General features: G+C 65.3%; 21 protein-coding genes and 2 pseudogenes. 8 read left to right on the top strand and 15 right to left on the bottom strand.

Annotation, left to right across the window (positions count from 1 at the left end; genetic code table 11):
• Nucleotides 1-120: 120 nt before the first annotated feature.
• The 4 genes from ACFVDP_RS35555 to ACFVDP_RS35570 form a co-directional block, all read right to left on the bottom strand.
• Entirely contained in the window at nt 121-612 is a 492-nt protein-coding gene (locus tag ACFVDP_RS35555) for a hypothetical protein (RefSeq protein ID WP_383498910.1), read from the bottom strand.
• A 2-nt stretch (nt 613-614) separates the two neighbouring features.
• Nucleotides 615-1,094 (bottom strand): helix-turn-helix domain-containing protein, encoded by a 480-nt coding sequence (locus ACFVDP_RS35560; RefSeq protein ID WP_383498913.1) that lies wholly within the window; start codon nt 1,092-1,094, stop codon nt 615-617.
• Nucleotides 1,091-1,447 (bottom strand): type II toxin-antitoxin system RelE/ParE family toxin, encoded by a 357-nt coding sequence (locus ACFVDP_RS35565; protein ID WP_383498916.1) that lies wholly within the window; start codon nt 1,445-1,447, stop codon nt 1,091-1,093. Before ACFVDP_RS35565 ends, ACFVDP_RS35560 begins: the two co-directional genes overlap by 4 nt.
• Before the next feature lie 313 nt (nt 1,448-1,760).
• The gene (locus ACFVDP_RS35570) at nt 1,761-2,288 is read right to left on the bottom strand and encodes a helix-turn-helix domain-containing protein (RefSeq protein ID WP_383498918.1); all 528 of its coding nucleotides are present in this window, start codon (nt 2,286-2,288) and stop codon (nt 1,761-1,763) included.
• Nucleotides 2,289-2,611: 323 nt separating this feature from the next.
• On the opposite strand from ACFVDP_RS35570, the gene ACFVDP_RS35575 reads away from it, so the two are divergent.
• Nucleotides 2,612-3,478 carry a DUF6602 domain-containing protein gene (locus tag ACFVDP_RS35575; protein WP_383498921.1) on the top strand — a complete coding sequence of 289 codons (867 nt, stop codon included), beginning with the start codon at nt 2,612-2,614 and terminating at the stop codon, nt 3,476-3,478.
• On the opposite strand, the gene ACFVDP_RS35580 is transcribed toward ACFVDP_RS35575, so the two are convergent.
• Nucleotides 3,470-3,922, bottom strand: coding sequence for a hypothetical protein (locus ACFVDP_RS35580; protein ID WP_383498924.1), 453 nt, complete (start codon nt 3,920-3,922; stop codon nt 3,470-3,472). The two genes, ACFVDP_RS35575 and ACFVDP_RS35580, sit on opposite strands and share 9 nt — an antisense overlap.
• 46 nt (nt 3,923-3,968) lie before the next feature.
• Nucleotides 3,969-5,117, bottom strand: a complete 1,149-nt coding sequence (locus tag ACFVDP_RS35585) for an ImmA/IrrE family metallo-endopeptidase (protein ID WP_383498927.1) — start codon at nt 5,115-5,117, stop codon at nt 3,969-3,971.
• A 581-nt stretch (nt 5,118-5,698) separates the two neighbouring features.
• Between ACFVDP_RS35585 and ACFVDP_RS35590 the strand changes: the two are divergent.
• A pseudogene (locus ACFVDP_RS35590) lies at nt 5,699-6,589 on the top strand (ISAs1 family transposase); the annotation flags it as partial.
• Between the two features lie 208 nt (nt 6,590-6,797).
• Entirely contained in the window at nt 6,798-7,055 is a 258-nt protein-coding gene (locus tag ACFVDP_RS35595; protein WP_383498930.1) for a hypothetical protein, read from the top strand.
• Here ACFVDP_RS35595 and ACFVDP_RS35600 read toward each other — a convergent pair.
• Both ACFVDP_RS35600 and ACFVDP_RS35605 read right to left on the bottom strand, forming a co-directional pair.
• On the bottom strand, nt 7,052-7,729 hold the full coding sequence (locus ACFVDP_RS35600) for an ATP-binding protein (RefSeq protein ID WP_383499201.1): 678 nt from the start codon (nt 7,727-7,729) through the stop codon (nt 7,052-7,054). The genes ACFVDP_RS35595 and ACFVDP_RS35600 overlap by 4 nt on opposite strands.
• Nucleotides 7,730-7,920: 191 nt before the next feature.
• Nucleotides 7,921-8,250 carry a helix-turn-helix transcriptional regulator gene (locus ACFVDP_RS35605; protein ID WP_383498932.1) on the bottom strand — a complete coding sequence of 110 codons (330 nt, stop codon included), beginning with the start codon at nt 8,248-8,250 and terminating at the stop codon, nt 7,921-7,923.
• Between the two features lie 304 nt (nt 8,251-8,554).
• Between ACFVDP_RS35605 and ACFVDP_RS35610 the strand changes: the two are divergent.
• Nucleotides 8,555-8,647, top strand: a pseudogene (locus ACFVDP_RS35610) (glutamine synthetase); the annotation flags it as partial.
• 100 nt (nt 8,648-8,747) lie between these two features.
• On the opposite strand, the gene ACFVDP_RS35615 reads toward ACFVDP_RS35610, so the two are convergent.
• Nucleotides 8,748-9,125 (bottom strand): hypothetical protein, encoded by a 378-nt coding sequence (locus ACFVDP_RS35615; RefSeq protein WP_383498935.1) that lies wholly within the window; start codon nt 9,123-9,125, stop codon nt 8,748-8,750.
• A gap of 30 nt (nt 9,126-9,155) precedes the next feature.
• A complete protein-coding gene (locus tag ACFVDP_RS35620; protein WP_383498938.1) occupies nt 9,156-10,253 on the bottom strand; it encodes a hypothetical protein in 1,098 nt (365 codons plus the stop codon).
• 151 nt (nt 10,254-10,404) lie between these two features.
• On the opposite strand from ACFVDP_RS35620, the gene ACFVDP_RS35625 reads away from it, so the two are divergent.
• From ACFVDP_RS35625 to ACFVDP_RS35640, 4 genes are all read left to right on the top strand, one after another.
• Nucleotides 10,405-10,917, top strand: a complete 513-nt coding sequence (locus tag ACFVDP_RS35625; RefSeq protein ID WP_383498941.1) for a hypothetical protein — start codon at nt 10,405-10,407, stop codon at nt 10,915-10,917.
• A gap of 231 nt (nt 10,918-11,148) precedes the next feature.
• Nucleotides 11,149-11,577, top strand: a complete 429-nt coding sequence (locus ACFVDP_RS35630) for a VOC family protein (protein WP_383498943.1) — start codon at nt 11,149-11,151, stop codon at nt 11,575-11,577.
• Nucleotides 11,578-11,584: 7 nt separating this feature from the next.
• Nucleotides 11,585-11,860 carry a hypothetical protein gene (locus ACFVDP_RS35635; protein ID WP_383498946.1) on the top strand — a complete coding sequence of 92 codons (276 nt, stop codon included), beginning with the start codon at nt 11,585-11,587 and terminating at the stop codon, nt 11,858-11,860.
• Entirely contained in the window at nt 11,857-12,306 is a 450-nt protein-coding gene (locus tag ACFVDP_RS35640; protein WP_383498948.1) for an iron chaperone, read from the top strand. Before ACFVDP_RS35635 ends, ACFVDP_RS35640 begins: the two co-directional genes overlap by 4 nt.
• Nucleotides 12,307-12,315: 9 nt before the next feature.
• Here ACFVDP_RS35640 and ACFVDP_RS35645 read toward each other — a convergent pair whose 3' ends face one another.
• From ACFVDP_RS35645 to ACFVDP_RS35665, 5 genes are all read right to left on the bottom strand, one after another.
• Nucleotides 12,316-12,744 (bottom strand): VOC family protein, encoded by a 429-nt coding sequence (locus tag ACFVDP_RS35645; RefSeq protein WP_383498951.1) that lies wholly within the window; start codon nt 12,742-12,744, stop codon nt 12,316-12,318.
• Between the two features lie 3 nt (nt 12,745-12,747).
• A complete protein-coding gene (locus ACFVDP_RS35650) occupies nt 12,748-13,773 on the bottom strand; it encodes a TolB family protein (protein ID WP_383498954.1) in 1,026 nt (341 codons plus the stop codon).
• Nucleotides 13,770-15,056: an MFS transporter gene (locus ACFVDP_RS35655; protein ID WP_383498957.1), complete on the bottom strand. Its 1,287-nt coding sequence runs from the start codon at nt 15,054-15,056 to the stop codon at nt 13,770-13,772. The genes ACFVDP_RS35650 and ACFVDP_RS35655 overlap by 4 nt, the downstream gene beginning before the upstream one ends.
• A 1-nt stretch (nt 15,057) precedes the next feature.
• On the bottom strand, nt 15,058-15,891 hold the full coding sequence (locus ACFVDP_RS35660) for an alkaline phosphatase family protein (RefSeq protein ID WP_383499204.1): 834 nt from the start codon (nt 15,889-15,891) through the stop codon (nt 15,058-15,060).
• Between the two features lie 202 nt (nt 15,892-16,093).
• Entirely contained in the window at nt 16,094-16,525 is a 432-nt protein-coding gene (locus ACFVDP_RS35665) for a VOC family protein (RefSeq protein WP_383498960.1), read from the bottom strand.
• Between the last annotated feature and the right edge of the window lie 2 nt (nt 16,526-16,527).

Below are 16,527 nucleotides of genomic sequence, written 5' to 3' on the forward strand. Positions count from 1 at the left end.
TGCGTGTGAGACAGCATCGGGAGTTCGGGATCCACTCGATCAGGGCCAGCCCTGTATGGGCTCGCTGTAGAGATGCCAGTTCGAGCGCACAGCGACGGAGCGACTGTTTGGTCCAGGTACTCAGTCGGCCTCGGCGGGCCCGTGATCCTTCGACTGACTCGCAGAGTCCTTTCCACCGACGGCATTCGAAGGGGTCGGGGGATCGAGCTTTACCCGTCCCAGCCCAACTTGCATCGCCATCAGGTCAAGAGCTTGCCTCAAATACGGGAATACATCCCGAACCCCAACATCATCACCGAACTGCGTCGCTTCTGATGCCGAGATATCTGGATGATCTTCACCGATCTGATAATTACCGACCACTTCGGCTTCAATCGTGCCCAGGGGTTTCTCTGATTTATTCTCGGCTGTGGCCTTGCAGGACAGGATGATGTGGATGTGGTCGTTACTGAAGCCAAGTGACTTCTTGAGGGAGAAATCCCATTTGACGGCTCGCCCGGGACGTACTTTTTCGGCGCCTAGGCGCTTGGTGGAAACCTGGCATAGGTGAGCGTTGTCCCTTAGCCAGTTATCTGAAGCCGTGGACTTTGAGGCGTGAGTGATTTCTGACATGTTCACTGCACCTGCACCATGCGATATTCAACTACGGAGTCGTCCACGCTGTTCCATGAGAAGGTCTCATCGGAATCCTTTTCCCAGGCCGGCGGGTCCACTGTTCGTGTGACCTTGAGTTCCACAACCTCGGCCCATTCCACGAGATGACTTTCGCCCTCGTCCTCGCACTCTGTGTGAGGACGGTTAGCTAGAACTTGCTTTCGTGCTGCGCCCGCTGCAGCCTTGGCAAGGCTCAGCTCGAAGCCCAAAGCGTGCAAGTATTCGGCTAGAGTGGAAACGCGCATGTTGCCGTCGCCGTGCACGACTTGATTAACGGCTGACTTTCGAATTCCGAGACGCCGTGCAAGTTCCGTCTGGGTGGCTCCGGAATCTTCGAGGCTCTCGTGAATGACAGCCAGTGCCTCGTACCGTAGGCGGGCGGAGGCCAGTGCTCGCGCTCCGTCTTCCGTGGCGGCGAGTCGCTCATACAGGTTTTTCATGGCGCTTCGCTATCCTTCCTCATGACCCAAAATGCTTTGTCGATGTGCTTCCTGGGTGTCTTTTCTGACTTTTTCAGAAAGCCGTGAGTCAAGCGCACTGTCTTACCAGTGAAATGGGTACAATAGAAGAAGGGCAGTCTTACGTCCCCCGCCTTGACCTCGTATACCTCGTCGCGGAGATGATTCAACTGTAGTGGCACTCGAAGAGTGCCACTCTCTGCAAACTCCTCCAGGCGGATGGCAATATCTGCGAGCCTTTGGAGGTTTCCTCGCCGTTTAAAATTCTTTTCTAAGTCGGCGATGAACTCGTCTGCTTCGAACCTCTCTTCCATTGTCCGCGCAGCTTCGATCATGAGTGCCGTCCCCTGCTCGTAACTGATCCTGCTGCAGTCGGTGCACGTCGTCCGCTGTACAGTTTCCACTGTACCGCCCTCCCCAAACCTGCGACACGAGTGAGCGGGATGGTATCCCAGCCATACCTGTGTTGACTCCGGTTCTGAACGGATCACTCAGGTTGGTCACCTGCGACTCTGCCTAGTTGACGAGGGCTAGCGGGGCAACGGAGCGGCTTTGGGCTGGAACTGCTCTGGGGCGAGTGATCATGGCCCGTTCAGCTCACGCGACTCGGGCAGTCTGTGGATCTGCGCGCTAATGCACGACGTTGGGTCATGATCTGAGGTGGGTGCGGGCGGACACTGCCCAGCAATCTCCGCGGTCTTCTCCGCGCCGTGTCGCTCGTTCTTCCAGTTCCTGCGCGGTCTGGAGCAGCCCCGGAAGGGCCGCGATGACGCTGCCGAGCCGCCCGCCCTGGTAGTCATTCCACGACTGCTCCACGCGTACAGCCACCGGCGCGGGGGTCGGGAACTGCGTCTCGTCCTCGGGGCCGAAGAGCAGGCGGGACAGTCGGCGCGGGCTCATGAGGGCGTCGCGCACCGCAGGGACGTCGTCCTTTTGCCGTTCGTCTTCCATGAGTACGGTCTGTCCGAGCAGGTCCCCGAGCGGAACGCGCAGGATGCGCGCCAGCTCGGCGAGCATGTCGACGCGGGGAGGCTTTCGGTCCCCTCGTTCGATCTTCGCCAACCAGTCGGTGCTCCGGCCGACAAGTCCAGCCAAGACCTCCTGCGTGTGGCCGCGACGCCTGCGGTAGAACGCGATCCGCTCGCCGATGCTGAGGTGATCTCCGAGACCGCGCATTGCGTCTTGCCTCCAACTGGTGGTGAGGGGCCAGTTTCACGGTACAGAGCCACTGATGAGGCTGGTAGCGAGCATTGACCTCTGCCCGCCCCGATACCAGAGTGAGGGACCTACAACGGAGGGACCCTGACACTTTGTCCGGGTCCCTGGGCTCGCGCCTTCCGGGGCATGGCCGGGTCGTCCGTGGGCCCTCCGATGGCAATCACTAACAACAGCAAACGACCGCCGCGCTGCCGCAGATCAGAGGCCGCGTGCCAAAGAGGCATCCAAGTGCTCAGTCCTGAACGTGAGTTGAGGGGCCAGTGCGTTAACTCGGGGGGAAAGTGTCTGTAGTTGAGGAGTACTGGAACGGGGTGCTACGGCGCCTGCAAGCTGAAGTTGATGTTTTCAATAGGCTGATCAAACACTGGGGGGAGCGGGGAAAAGAGAACGAACTCTCCCTGGCCCGCTTGCTGGAGAATCTAATACCCAAAAGGTATGGAGTGGGCTCCGGCATGGTGATAGATCGAGCTGACAGTTACTCCCAACAAACAGACATCATTGTCTATGACCAGGCCAACGAACCCGGGATTCTCGCACAGAGTACACAAGTCCTGTTTCCGGTCGAAAATGTTCGTGCTTGCATAGAAGTCAAGACAAGCGTCAATAAGGCGGAAATTCAAGAATCTGGGAAGAAGCGGGCCAGTCTACGGGCTCTCTCCTCCATGGCCCCTATCCTGCCGCTTTTTCACCTGGTGGGGTACAAGCCATCGCAGGAGCCTGAAACGATCGCCAGGCATCTCGCTGAGCTTAGTGAAGAAGAGAAGCCGGATCTATTCTGCGTTATCGACGCCGGCATGGTGGGTGGGCGCAAAGAGATTCTTGAGCAGGTTTTCGGCGACGTTCTACAGGGAGCTCCCGCCTATGTAATCGGAGTTGCCCACCTGCATTTGCGTGCAAAGGGTCAGCGAGTAGAGGGGCAGTACATGGAGCCTCCAGATGACTTCACTGAACCGAGTCTGTTGATGGACGGCAGTAGTTATCCCATTATAAGAACCGATGGAAAATGGAGAGTGGCCGAGCCTTCTCGTGCGCTTCTAATATTTTGCGCCGCCTTAGTTAACTCTTTAGCAACTCACGATGGTCACGCTCCACCGGCTATCACTCACTATCTATCGCCGGCCACGCTAGATCTGGTGCACTTATCTTAAGATGTCTGACCGCTGGAGAATCTGCTCTATATAACTGTGCATGTTGAGGCGGCCCCATCCAAATTCCTTGCACAGGTCGGCCGCACTTGGTCGCAGAGGGTTTGCCGTGGTGTCGTCGCTGATCAAGGTGAACTCTCTACCCTCAGATTCGCACCTTCTCGCTAAGGCAATAACATCTATCAGGCTGGGATCCCGCCCCTCCATGTCTGATATGCCTTCTTCGAAGCCGAACTTTAGTTGGACGACCCTCATGAACCATGTCTTTTCTTGAAGGTAGGCAGAATCACTCAGCGAAACGCTCAGACCTTGCATCCAATAATGGATGGGTTCGCCGCGGGCCATCATTTCGACGTCTTCAAGTACCGACTTGGCGATCACCAATTCCCCGGAGGACGCCCTCGGAGTCAACTCGTCGAATAGCTCTGGAATCATTGATTCGAGCACGCAATATTTGGAGGCGACAAGCGCAGTCGCGTCAACGATGCAGCGGTTATCCACCCTCGACGCTCGACCGCGCGTTAAATTCGAGCTTAGAAAGCTCGCTTCGAGAGATCTTGAGGAGCTCTAAAACCTGAGTCTCTGGAATCTTGCGAGAAGCCTTGGCCTCGAAGAGGAGATTGAGGTATCCCCTCCCGTAAGTCTGGAGCCGCACGACATCCCTCGTCCGAACGTTCTCGACGCTGGATCCTCCGCCCTTTCTCCTTTCCATGGCCCAATGAACTGATGGGTAGAATCCAGGTTCGGAGAGGTTGAGTTTATGTAGCCGCAGGGCTGCTGCTTGCGTGCTGACTTTGTATCGGTTACGGACAGGGGATACCTGTTCAAGGCTTGAAATCTTGGTGCCCCCGTACCGGGCGCGCACAAAACTCCGGACGTCATGCTCGGGCATCAGGAAGCATGCCGCTACTTCATTGCACCAACGCTCCACACCCTCGTCTGTCTTGACTAGGCACAGCGAGTCATCGCCGAGGGCGAGGTGGGCAAGTTCATGGATATACGAGAATGTACGTGCCCCGTATCGCTCTTTGGTGTTTATTACCACCACGGGTGTAGTGCTGTGCGGTAGAGAGAATCCGCGGACACCCGTCTCGGTGTCGATTGGGATGTGCAGGATGATGAGGCCATGCTCTTCGAGGCGACCGCGGAGAGCTTTAGTTACCTGTGCCTCTGTGCTATTCAGCTGTACGTTGAGGTCCCAATGCAGCCACTGTTGAAGCTCTTTAGCTAAGCTGGCAGCTGCGGCGGATGTGCTCGATTTAGGAATTTTTGGGCCGTGGCTGTCGAGTTGATTATGCAGCCAGCTGGCTACCCTCTGAACCCGCTGGGCTAAGCGAAGCTCTTTGCCGACCTCTATCGTGGATGCCGGTGACCCTAGCTTTTCTATAGTTGTTCTAAAAGAGACCGCCGCGTCACCTATTTGCGGGGGTCTGGCAAGGAAGAAGAAGCTCTCAGGACGTCCCAGCCTCTTAGCCAGTTCCTTGAACTGGCCTGTGCTGGGCTTGCGCCTGTCGGACTCCCAGGCGATTACTTCTTCTGTGCTTGCCCCGACGGCATCTGCCAGGGCTGCGGGAGACATGCCGGCCTCGGCTCGTGTCCAAGCCAGGACAGAACCTGTAATAGGTACCGGCTTCAACGCCATATCCATAGTGAACCAGCCCATTGCGTACGGCGGAAGAGCGCGTAACCCAACTCTCTGCCTCGCCACCCTAGGGCTAAGCCGAGTGCTGACGCGCCCAAAGATGTATCTGTTCCGAAGGTTGTTCCCTCGGTCTGTGCGGTCCTGGGGCAAGCGCGGGCCCGTTGGATCGTTCGGCGCCAGCGTCTGTCCGCGCTGTACGTGGTGGAGTGCAGCGCGGACAGGAGCGGAGCGCTTCTGCCGCAGCAAGATCCGCTAAGCGGACCGACAGGTGTTCACGAGGATCTACCTGCCGGGCGACAGGAAACTAGCAGGCCAAGCAGGGCTTCGGCGTAGTCGCGTGACGCCCTGTTTGTGATGATCTGTCAATTCGAAGGCGCCTGGAACGTGACAGGCACGACTTCCAAGATCATGGAGTTCCCTACGCCCCGTGATCCGAGTGGACGACCTTGCCTGCCGACGCATCATCGCTGATCCCGCCTGCCCTTGACCAACTCCGCGAGCACAGCGGGCTCGCATCTGAGGAGCTGCCCGGCCTACTGGAGCGGCTGTCCGGGATACCCGATCCCCGTGACCCGCGCGGCGTGCGCCACGCGCTGGCCGCGGTGCTCGCTCTAGTCGCATGCGCGGTTTTGACCGGCGCGACCTCGCTGCTGGCGGTGGGCGAGTGGATCGCCGATGCCCCGCCGCACGTCCTGGAACGCATGGGAGTGCGGCTGGACCCACTGCACGTCCAGCGGTCCCGGCCTTCGGAGACCACAGTGCGCCGACTTCTCGCCCGCATCGACGGCGACGCACTCGACCTGGAGGTGGGCCGTTGGCTCGCCGACCGTCGCACCCCGGCTACGGGCAGGTTCCAGGCGCTGGCGGTCGACGGCAAGAGCCTGCGCGGAGCCGCCAGAGCCGGCGGCCGCAGGATCCACCTGCTCGCCGCCCAGGACCACACCACCGGTCTGGTTCTGGCCCAACTCGACGTCGGCGACAAGACGAACGAGATCACCCGCTTCCAGCCCCTCCTGGACACTGTCGCCGACCTGGCCGGCGTGGTGGTCACCAGCGACGCCATGCACACCCAGTGCGAGCACGCCGACTACCTCCTGGGGCGCGGGGCCCACTACATCGTGATCGCCAAGGGCAACCAGAAACTTCTCCGCAAGCAGCTCAAGACCCTTCCGTGGAAGGAGATCCCGCTCCAGGGCCGCACCCGCAACAGCGGCCACGGGCGGTCCGAGATCCGACGAATCAAGGCGGCCACCGTGAGCAACCTGCACTTCCCCGGAGCCCGGCAGGCCATCCAGGTCAAGCGCCGCCGCACCGACCGCAAGACCGGCACCACGACGATCAAGACCGTATATGCCGTCACCAGCCTGGCCGCCGAACACACCACACCCACCTACCTAGCACAGCTCATACGTGGCCACTGGCAAGTCGAGGCCCTGCACCATGTCAGGGACACCACCTTCGCCGAGGACGCCTCGCAACTGCGCACCGGCAACGCGCCCCGGGCCATGGCTACCTGCCGCAATCTCGCCATCGGAGCCCTGAGGCTGGCCGGGGTGAATGACATCGCCACTGCCCTGCGTCACAACGCCCGCAACCCCAAGCGCCCGCTCGGACTGCTCGGACTCGCCTGAGCAGGAATCGCCTCGCCGCGCTCAAGAGAAGCGACATAGGGTGGCAAGGGTGAACAGCATCCCGACCCGTGCATACCTGGAAGTGGTCCGCGATGGGGACGGACGCTGGGACACGCGGTCGATCGACCTGGAACTCGGAAGGCGTGGCGCCCACATCGAGACCGGCATCCTCATCGACTTGCGCTATCTCGCACATCAGCACCTGATTCAGGAAGACGACACCGAGCCGCGCGGGACCGGCCCGCGATGGCGCCTGACCGATCTCGGCGCGGCCTGGCTCGATCGCGTTGCATCACCCGAAAGCTAGCCGCTCCCGGGCACCCCGCCAGCTGGCCGCATGATCACAAACTGGGCATAACGCAACTTTGCCGAAGCCCTGGCAGGCCAAGTGCCTCCTTCTGGAGTCAAATCGACCACCACGCCCGCGTCTGAAGGGAGGTGGGTGAGAGCGTCTAGCTCGCCGGGTGCCCTTCCGACGATGAGCACTGGGCAGTTCAAGCGAAGGGACTGCAGGGCCTCAACAGTCACCGCGTCAGCTTCGTCAACGATGAGCAGGTCGAGTTCTTGCGATGCGTGGACCAGCCGGTCCCGCATCTGGGAGCTGACGTGGATTGGGCGGCTTGCAACTGTCCACGCGGGGGCACTGACGTATGTGACCTTCTTCCCGGCTTGGTCGAGGCACTTGTACACCCAATGCGTGGCTGTCGTCTTTCCGCAGCCCGGGGGGCCGATGAGGAAGTGTGAGCGGTTCCGTACCCTCGGTTCCTCGTTGAGGATGCCTGACATCAGTTCGGAGCATGCCCTCGCTTGCCCCGCCCAGCGAAACGTCGCGGCGTCGCGGTTCCAGTAGCGAGGCCGCCCGGTTGGCAGCAGGTCATCAAGGCTTGGCCTTGCCCGGGTTGTGTTTCGGACTGCTCGCAGTGACCAGCGGATGCGCGGTAGAGCCGCCAGGTAGCTCAGGGCGGTCAGGAGGTGTGACATCTTCCCTGGGAGGTGTTCAAGCTCCGCGGTCCACTCTTCCGTGTACCGATCTGATGCAGCGCTATCGCCAAGCCTCCGTGCAGTCCACCGGGCTAGTCGTCTGGCGAGTGCGGGGGACCAGTCGCCGAGTTCGGTCAGCAACAGTGGCAAAACCACCGCGGTGCCCAGAAAGAGCAGGGCCTCTTGGGTACTCACTGGGCGCCCCCCAAGCCAGGGCGCAGGATGCTCGACAGGCGCTTGCGTGAACTCTTGCCCCTCTCGTTCACCAACTGCCTGGCGTCGCCGATGCGGTCGGCGTGGAGGCGGTAGAAGCGACGGCGGGGGCCCCGGGCGGCTGAATCCTGCTCCCACTCGCTGAGGACCCATCCACAGCCTTCGAGCCGCATGAGGATGGGGACTACGCTGCCGCTGGCGCGGCCGGTCAATTTGGCGATCTTCAAGCCGTAGAGCTCTTCGTCGCCGGAGAGAAGGGTTTCGACAACGTCGACCGTCGCGTCGGTAACCCTGAACGGGTAGCTCATGTGAAAACTCTAGCTAACTAGAGATAGTTGCGCCAGGGTCCAGCCATGCCGCCCAGTGGACGAGCTGTGGACGGTGGGCTGAGCCTGGGCATGGAGCGCCGAGGTTTCCGCAGGTCGAGTCCCGTGCTGTTGTCCGATCTGGGGGTGAGTGTAAATCTGCCGGTGTTGTTGGGGTGGGGCTCCGCTGGGCCGTCGCTGGGCCGTCTAAGGGCGGCTCGGAGCGACCAACAACGACCACTAACGGCTGTCGCTCAGCAGGTCAGAAGGGTTCCGCAGCGGATCGCCGCAGGCCGCCGGCAGCGCTGATCAATTCCTGCGGAACAAGAAGCAGGAGTGGGAGGAGTACCGCAGCGAGGTCACTGCGTTCGAGCTGCGGAAGAATCTGCCGGTGCTTTAGCGCCCAGTAAGGGGCGCGGGACCGGTAGAAGGCTGGCTTGTACGCGCCTGTGCCGGGGCCGCGTCCCGATGAGGCCCCCGGCACAGGCGCATGGAGAGGATCAGCCGACTCCGAATTCGTCCGCCTGGACGCTGCCGGTGCTGCGCAAGGAGTTGTCCCGCATCTTCCACATGCCCACCAGCGGCGGGGTCGGCGTCCGGTGGTAGTCGGGGGCGACGAAGTGCATCGCCCCATCGGCCCAGAGCGCGAGGTAGGCCGTGCCCTGGGCGGTGCGGGCGGCGACGACCTGTTCGGGGGCCGGGTCCGGTCCTGTCCACCGCGCCGGGGTCACTACCGGCTCCGATCCCATCTGCTGACTCAGTGCGGTGCGGAAGTTGGTCAGCGACGATTCGACGCCCGCGTCGGAGTGGAACTTGCGCCCGATGTATTCGGGCGGCCGTGCAGGTTGCCGCTGCTGGCGCCGTCCGAAGAATCCCATGGTGCCTCCAGTGTTGTGACGGGGATGTGCTCAGGTCTCTGGACCGGGTGGTGCGGGCTCGAGACCCAGGCGCGCGAGGTAGGCACGGCAGCGGGTCTTCCAGTCCGATTCGGATGTCTGGGAGAGGCATCTCTCCAGTAGTGCCGTGACCGCGGCCTGAAGCCCCTGGCGGGCAACGGCGTCCTCATGTGCCTCGAGAGCCGCGGCCAGCCTGCGCTTACTGCCGACGTCCTCGAGTTCGAGCAAGGTCATGGCCTCGATCCCACTCGGCAGGTCCATGGCCAGCAGGACGGGGATGAGGCGTCGGTGGACACCCACATCGTCGGAGGAATTGGCCACGGCCACGACGTGCTCCAGCAGATCCGGGTCGGGCGGCCGGACGGGATGCAGATCGGCCAGCAACTCCACCGTCATCCGCCGGACGCCTTGCTCGCTGCTGGCCAGCAGTGAGTGCAGTGCCTCCGCATCCAGTGCCCGACGGGCGGCCAGTGCGCGCAGCGCCACCTTGCGGACCTGCTTGTCCTCCCACTCGTCGACGGCGATGGCCTGGGCCGCCCTCAGATCGGTCACGGTGAGCCGCGCAGGATCGTTCAGCAACGGCCGGATCGACTTCCTCCGGTTACGTTCCTCCATCTGCCCCAGGGCGATGTCGAAGAGCTTGGAGAGTTCCCGCCGCAGGATCTCCCCGAACCTTCCGTGGTCGAAGGGGACGGCGGTCAGTCGCCTCTCCTGCTCGATCTCACGCAGGGTCCTGACCAGATCCCTTTCGTTCTCCGGGAGGAGGTCGAGTGCTGCGGGCGGGCGGAACGCGGCGTTCAGAACGAGGTACCGCTGGTATGTCGCGTGCAGACAGAGCACCAGGAACGGCTTGCCGGCCAGCAGCGCCGCGGTCACCTCGGTCTCCCAGGTGATGCGTCCGATCTCCTCCACGATGACGAACACGCACACGTCTGCCTCTTGGACCGTGGCCCGGGAGTTCTCCTCCCAGTCGGACGAGGCGGAGTTGATGTAGTTCACCGTGCCGTCGAGGAAGTGCCAGGAAACGCCACCGAAGTCTGTGACGGTCCGGACGAACTCGTCCTGCACCCGACTCGTGTCCGCGGCGCCGCACAGCATGACTCGGATCATGGCGCATCCTGACATGCGCCGGTATGCCGGATGAGGGGGCGGGAGGCCGGACGGTCCATATCCGTGCACGGCCGTCCAGGCGCGATCCGCAGCTTGGCGTATTCCCTCTCCTCAGCCTCGTCGTGACCGGCCGCCGGACCACAATGGACCGGTGACGGGTACCGGAGACGACCTGTGGAACACCGCCATCACCCCCTCCACGTACGACGCCGAGGGGCAGCACTACCGAGCGGCGGTGCTGGAGCAGTACAAGCTGTGCGTCGAGATGTCGGACCGGGTCAGTGCCCGGCGCAATGCTGCGAACACCTTCTTCCTGACTGTGAACAGCGGACTGATTGCCGCGTTCGCCGTGTCCGGAGGGGGCCGCCTGTCCGCAGCACCCCGCTGGTCCGTGACGGCGGGGCTGCTCGTGGTGCTGGCCCAGTGCGCCGCTTGGTGGATCACGGTCCGGTCGTACCGCCAACTGAACAGCGCCAAGTACCGAGTCATCGCTTCCCTGGAGGAGCGGCTGCCCGCCATGGCCCTCTCCAGGGCGGAGTGGCGGTCGCTCGGTGAGGGCGCGGACTGGCGGCTCTACGTGCCGCTGAGCCTGGTGGAGATGTGGGTGCCGCTGATCTTCGGCTCGGCCTATCTCCTCGGCTTCGGAGCGCTGTTGTGGCCCTAGCCGCGCTACCGAGTCCGGTGCCGACGGTGTGGCTCACGGGGCTTTTGCGGGCTGTAGGCACGGGGCCTTGTCGATTCGTCCACGCACGGGCCGCCGAGTGCCTCCGCGTGGTGCCGCCGCAGAAGCCGACGGTCCGTTCACCAATGGACCGTAGGCCTCCATTCGTTCGGCTCTCGGATCCGATCAGGATTCGAGAAGCGATGCCCCGGCGCCGCCGCTAACTTGAGGTTCATGGACCTCACCATTCATACGACCGCCCTCCCGCACGACGACCCCGACGCCTCCCTCGTCTTCTACCGGGACGTGCTCGGGTTCGAGGTGCGCAGTGATGTCGGGCAGGGGGCGATGCGGTGGATCACCGTCGGGCCGCCGAATCAGCCGGAGACCTGCATCCTGCTGGCGCCGCCCGCCGCCGATCCCGGCGTCACCGATGACGAGCGGCGGGTCATCACCGAGATGATGGCCAAGGGGACGTACGGGTGGATCATGCTGGCCACCCGGGACCTCGACGGGGTCTTCGACAAGGTGCAGGCCGCCGATGCCGAGGTGGTGCAGGAGCCGACCCGGCAGCCCTACGGGGTGCGGGACTGCGCCTTCCGTGATCCCGCCGGGAACATGGTGCGTATCCAGGAGACCGACGGCTCCGCCGGCAAGGGCTGAGGCCGCGATGTGCCCGCCCGGCTGGCGGCAGGCCCTCATCACCGCGCAGCACCTGCGTGACCTGGCCCGGCTGCGGCGGGTCCGCGACCGGATCGACCGGGAGTGCGCCCGGCCGCTGGACGTCGAGGCGCTGGCCCGCGCCGTCGGCCTGCCCGGACGGCAGCTCGGCCGGGAGTTCACCGCGGCCTACGGCAGGTCCCCGTACGCGTACGTCACCGCGCGCCGCGCCCAGCGCGCCGCGATTCTGCGACACCACACGACCCTGGAGGGGCAGAGATCATGAGCGCGAGCACGAGCACCGGACAGCAGGGCGCCTTCTCGGCCGAGGAGCGGGCCGCGATGAAGGAGCGCGCCAAGGAGGCCAAGGGCGGCCGGGGCAAGGCCAAGGCCGACCCCGAGGCCGACTGCCTCGCGAAGATCGCCGAGATGGAGGGCACCGACCGGGTCCTCGCCGAGGGCATTCACGCCCTGGTCAAGGCGAACGCGCCGCACCTGATCGCCAAGACCTGGTACGGCATGCCCGCCTACGCCCAGCCTGGCAAGAGCGGCAAGCTGATCTGCTTCTTCCAGCCCGCCGCGAAGTTCAAGGCGCGCTACGCCACCCTCGGCTTCGACGGCGCGGCGGCCCTGGACGACGGGACGATGTGGCCGACCGCGTTCGCCCTCACGGAACTGACGCCCGACACCGAGGCCCGGATCGCCGCGCTCGTCAAGCAGGCGGCCGGCTGACCGCGACCGTCAGGGCGCGGGGGTGATCGCGTCCCGCAGCGGCACGGTGGCCCGCCTGCGGTACTCCTGCACCGACCACCCGTTCCCGTCCGGGTCGGAGAAGTACATGAACGTACCGCCGTCGTCCGTCCCGAACTGCACCGGCTCCGACACCTCGACGCCCCGGCCGGTCAGCTCCTCCCGGGCCGCCTTGATGTCGCTGACCACGAGTTGCAGGCCGTGGTACGTGCCGGGGGTCGGGGTGCCGGTCGGGATCGGGACGCCCGCCGCCAGCACCACCGAACACCCGGAGCCGGGCGGGGTGAGCTGCACGATCCGGGAGCCCGGCATCACCTCCCGGTCCACGTCGCAGTGGAAGCCGACCTTGTCGACGTAGAAGGACTTCGCCCGGTCGATGTCCGAGACGGGCAGGGGGATCACTTCGAGTGTCATCTCCATCGGTCAAAGGTATGCGGGGGAGACGCCCGCCGTAAGGAGCCTGCGCGGTGCGCCCGTGCCGTCCGCCGGGACGCTGTAGAGATCGGCTCCGTAGTCGCCGGGCAGCGCGTACGTCACGTGCGCGTCGTCGCTCCAGACCGCCTGGTCGTCGACGCTGCGGGACTCCGCCAGTGAGGTCTCGCGCATCGTGGCCAGGTCGAGCACGTAGAGGTGCCAGGGGGCGTCGGCGGGCAGTCCGTCGACGCGTTTCTTGTACGCGATCCGGGTGCCGTCGGGGGAGAGGGACGGGCACTCGACGTTGCCGTGCAGGGTGGTGACGGTCCGCGTGCGCAGGTCGCCGCGGACCAGGTACGTCTTTCCGTGCGTGGCGAGCGTCGCGTAGAAGTGACGGTCGTCGGCGGCGAAGGTGACGCCCCAGAAGTTCGCGTCGGCGGCCCGGTAGGGGTGGCCGTCCTTGACGATGCGGTACGTCTCAAGTGTCGGCGTCAGCTTGCCCGTTGAGGTGTCGAGGATCGCCGCGCGGGTGGAGAAGTTCGTGCCCGCGTAGCTGTCGCCGCCGACGAACGCCGTCCATGCCGCGTACCGTCCGCTCGGCGATACCCGGGCCCGGGAGGGGATGCCGGGGACGGGGTAGTGGGCCTTCTCGTGCAGGCCGGCGTCCAGGAGGGTGGCGCGGTAGGTGTCGGAGAGGGCGCCGTGGACGGCCTGGAGGCAGATGCCGGTGCCCGAAGCGGCGTAGAAGCGCAGGCACTTGAGGCCGGTGGCGGTCGCCCGGCGTGGCCCCGAGGGCGCGTTCGCCGGGGTGGTCGCCAGTTCGTCGCGGTGCGGGCCCCAGGCCATGTTCCGGAACACCAGCCGGTGCCCGCCGGTGCCGAGCCGGACCTCGCCCGTGGTCACGGCCGGTCCGCCGGGATGGGCCCGGTCGAGGCGGACGGCGCGGGCCTGCGCGTGCAGGACGGCGCCGGTGGCCACCGCGGCCAGGGCGAGGACCGCCGCGATCAGGACCATGAGCTTGTTGCGGGTCGTCATGTGCTCGCTTTCGTACGGACCGGTCGGAGAACACAGGCCGCCGCCACACAGACGGCCAGCAGGACCGCCGCGGCGGACAGCGCCGTCCGGTCGCCCCACGCCGTCCAGGCCGCGCCGAACCCGAGGGAGCAGCCGAACCGGGCCGCGGCCTGCCCGGTCTGGACGACCGCGAGGCCGGAACCCCGGCGCTCCTGCGGGATGCCTGCCGATGCGGCGGCCATCAGGACGCCGTCCGTCGCCGCGTAGAACGTGCCGTGCAGTAGGAGGACGAGGTAGGGGAGGGCCGGTGTGTGCGCGTGGGTGAGCAGCAGTGCGTACACCGTGAGCAGGGCGACGTGGCCGCCCACGAACACCGGCCAGGGGCCGATCCGGTCCGAGAGGCGGCCCAGCGGTGCTGCGAGGAGCAGGAACGCGGCGGCCGTGCCCAGGGGGAGCAGGGCGAACCAGCTTTCCGGTACGCCCAGTTGGCGCTGGAGGACCAGGTAGACGAAGGCGTCGCTGACCGTTGCGAGGCCTAGGAGGGTTGCGCACAAGGTAATGCGGACGAGAGCTCGGGAGGGTCTCGTTCGTTGCCGGGTGCGGGTGGTGGGTGGCTGGTCGCGCAGTTCCCCGCGCCCCTCACGGGGCGCCTGCCGATTGGCTCGGGGGACGAAGAGGAGCAGGACCACGACGCCGAGCAGCGCCACACAGAAGCTCACCGTGAACACGGCGTCGTACCCGTTCACCGTCCACCGCAGGATCAGGAAGGCCACCAGGGGACCGAGCAGCGCCCCCGCCGTATCCATCGCCCGGTGCACACCGAAGGCGCGGCCCCGCCCCTCCGGCGTACTCGACAGGGAGATCAGCGCGTCACGGGGCGCCGTGCGCAGCCCCTTCCCCGTGCGGTCGGCGGCGAGCACCGCGCCGATCAGCGGCAGCGTCCCGGCGACGAGGAGCAGCGGCTTGCAGAGGGCGGACAGGCCGTAGCCGATGACCGCCACCGTCTTGTGCCGCCCGCCGCCGCTGTCCGCGAACCGCCCGCCGACCAGCCGCACCAGCGCCGAGAACCCGTTGTAGACGCCGTCGAGGAGCCCGAAGCCGAGCGGGCTCAGGCCGAGCCCCGCGACGAGGTACAGCGGCAGCACCGCCGTGACCATCTCCGACGACACGTCCGTGATGAGACTGACCGTGCCGAGCGCGAACACGGTGGAACCCACGGCGCGCCGCCGCCCGGCCGGGGGCCGGACGGCGGGCTCCGCGGACACCGGCGCCGTACCGCTCGCGCGAGAGTCCGCTACGTACATGTCAGGACGTCCAGATGCCGGTGATGTCCTTGGCCGACGCCGCGTTGCCCGCGTGCGAGGTCAGGCCGTGCATGTCCTCCAGGGTGCGCAGCAGGTCGTAGTGGTTGTACGTCGTCGAGGACGTGGCACCCGGGGTGACCTGCTGCCCGTAGAACACGGTCGGGATCTTGTTGCCGCTGAGCCGGTTGTCCTCGTCGAAGGTGACGACGAGGAGGCTGTTGTGGGTCTTGGCCCAGGTCGCGTACGCGCCCAGCTTGTTCTTCAGCCAGGTGTCGCCCGTGGCCACCGAGCAGTCGTGCATGTCGCTGCACAGGTTCGGCACGACGTAACTGACCTGGGGCAGCGTCGAGTAGTCCGACGGGAACTGCGCGAAGGTCTTCGCCGACGACGTCGGTACGTTGCTGAACCCGAACCACGGGTTGTGCTTACGGGCGTAGTCGCCCGAGGAACAGGTCGTCGAACCCTGGCTCGGCAGCGTCTCGTTGTAGCTACCCCATGTCTTGCCCGCGGCGATCAGCTCGGAGGCGAGGTTCGGGGCGGAGGAGAAGCCGGGTGTGTAGCAGCTGTCGTCCGTGATGCCCTGGGTGGAGCCGGAGAACATCGCGAAGTAGTTGGGCTGGCTGGGGTGCGTCTCGGCGTACGAGGCCGTCAGGTTGGCGCCGCCCGACTTCAGGCTGTTGATGTACGGCGCGCTGGAGGAGCCGATGACCTGGCTGTACGCGTGGTTCTCGAAGACCACGACGATCGTGTGGTCGGGGGTGGGTACGGTCGCCGCGGCGTGGGCGGGCGAACCGCCGCCGAGCGCGAGCCAGCTGCCCGCGGCGGCGGCCGTCAGCGCGAGCGCCGAGAGGAACGCCTTGCCGCGGGTGCGGACGGGACCGTGGGTGCGGACGGGAACAGTGCTGGTACTGCCGGGCACGTGGGACCTCCGGTGTGGGGGAGGGAGCGGATGCTGGCGGTGCGAGCAGAGCATGCACACGCCAAGTCGCCGCGGTGTCACGTGTTCCGGTCCGGCCGGGTGAACCGTCGGTGAATCCTCAGCGCTCGGAAAGAGGCGCCGGCGCCTCCTGCACCGTCCACCCGTTCCCGTCAGGGTCGGAGAAGAACAGGAAGGAGTTCCACTCCCCGCCGGGCCCGTCCTCCCAGCCGCCCGGGCCCGCGTGCCGCACCGGCGACACGTCCACGCCGCGCGCCACCAGCTGCTCGTGCGCGGCCGCGATGTCGGTGACGCACAGCTGGAGTCCGCTCATCGACCCCGGCGCCATGCCCTGCTGCCCCGGGGCGCCGGGCAGCCCCTGGGTCAGCGAGACGGAACAGCGCGAACCCGGAGGGGTCAACTGCACGACACGGATCCCGGGCGCCACCTCACGGTCGAGGTCCACCTCGAATCCCACCTGGTCCGCGTAGAACTCCTTGGCGCGGTCCACGTCCGAGACGGGGAGCACCACGACCTCCAGGGTCCATTCCATGG

Origin of the sequence: Streptomyces sp. NPDC057694 (genome assembly GCF_042799415.1) — a bacterium.
In the GTDB taxonomy this organism is placed as follows: domain Bacteria; phylum Actinomycetota; class Actinomycetes; order Streptomycetales; family Streptomycetaceae; genus Streptomyces.

Excerpts from the sequence above, each read along its gene's own strand:
- ACFVDP_RS35555 (WP_383498910.1), bottom strand. The coding sequence starts at position 612 with ATGTCAGAAATCACTCACGCCTCAAAGTCCACGGCTTCAGATAACTGG.
- ACFVDP_RS35560 (WP_383498913.1), bottom strand. The coding sequence starts at position 1,094 with ATGAAAAACCTGTATGAGCGACTCGCCGCCACGGAAGACGGAGCGCGA.
- ACFVDP_RS35565 (WP_383498916.1), bottom strand. The coding sequence starts at position 1,447 with ATGATCGAAGCTGCGCGGACAATGGAAGAGAGGTTCGAAGCAGACGAG.
- ACFVDP_RS35570 (WP_383498918.1), bottom strand. The coding sequence starts at position 2,288 with ATGCGCGGTCTCGGAGATCACCTCAGCATCGGCGAGCGGATCGCGTTC.
- ACFVDP_RS35585 (WP_383498927.1), bottom strand. The coding sequence starts at position 5,117 with ATGGCGTTGAAGCCGGTACCTATTACAGGTTCTGTCCTGGCTTGGACA.
- ACFVDP_RS35600 (WP_383499201.1), bottom strand. The coding sequence starts at position 7,729 with ATGTCACACCTCCTGACCGCCCTGAGCTACCTGGCGGCTCTACCGCGC.
- ACFVDP_RS35605 (WP_383498932.1), bottom strand. The coding sequence starts at position 8,250 with ATGAGCTACCCGTTCAGGGTTACCGACGCGACGGTCGACGTTGTCGAA.
- ACFVDP_RS35615 (WP_383498935.1), bottom strand. The coding sequence starts at position 9,125 with ATGGGATTCTTCGGACGGCGCCAGCAGCGGCAACCTGCACGGCCGCCC.
- ACFVDP_RS35620 (WP_383498938.1), bottom strand. The coding sequence starts at position 10,253 with ATGATCCGAGTCATGCTGTGCGGCGCCGCGGACACGAGTCGGGTGCAG.
- ACFVDP_RS35630 (WP_383498943.1), top strand. The coding sequence starts at position 11,149 with ATGGACCTCACCATTCATACGACCGCCCTCCCGCACGACGACCCCGAC.
- ACFVDP_RS35635 (WP_383498946.1), top strand. The coding sequence starts at position 11,585 with ATGTGCCCGCCCGGCTGGCGGCAGGCCCTCATCACCGCGCAGCACCTG.
- ACFVDP_RS35640 (WP_383498948.1), top strand. The coding sequence starts at position 11,857 with ATGAGCGCGAGCACGAGCACCGGACAGCAGGGCGCCTTCTCGGCCGAG.
- ACFVDP_RS35645 (WP_383498951.1), bottom strand. The coding sequence starts at position 12,744 with ATGGAGATGACACTCGAAGTGATCCCCCTGCCCGTCTCGGACATCGAC.
- ACFVDP_RS35650 (WP_383498954.1), bottom strand. The coding sequence starts at position 13,773 with ATGACGACCCGCAACAAGCTCATGGTCCTGATCGCGGCGGTCCTCGCC.
- ACFVDP_RS35655 (WP_383498957.1), bottom strand. The coding sequence starts at position 15,056 with ATGTACGTAGCGGACTCTCGCGCGAGCGGTACGGCGCCGGTGTCCGCG.
- ACFVDP_RS35665 (WP_383498960.1), bottom strand. The coding sequence starts at position 16,525 with ATGGAATGGACCCTGGAGGTCGTGGTGCTCCCCGTCTCGGACGTGGAC.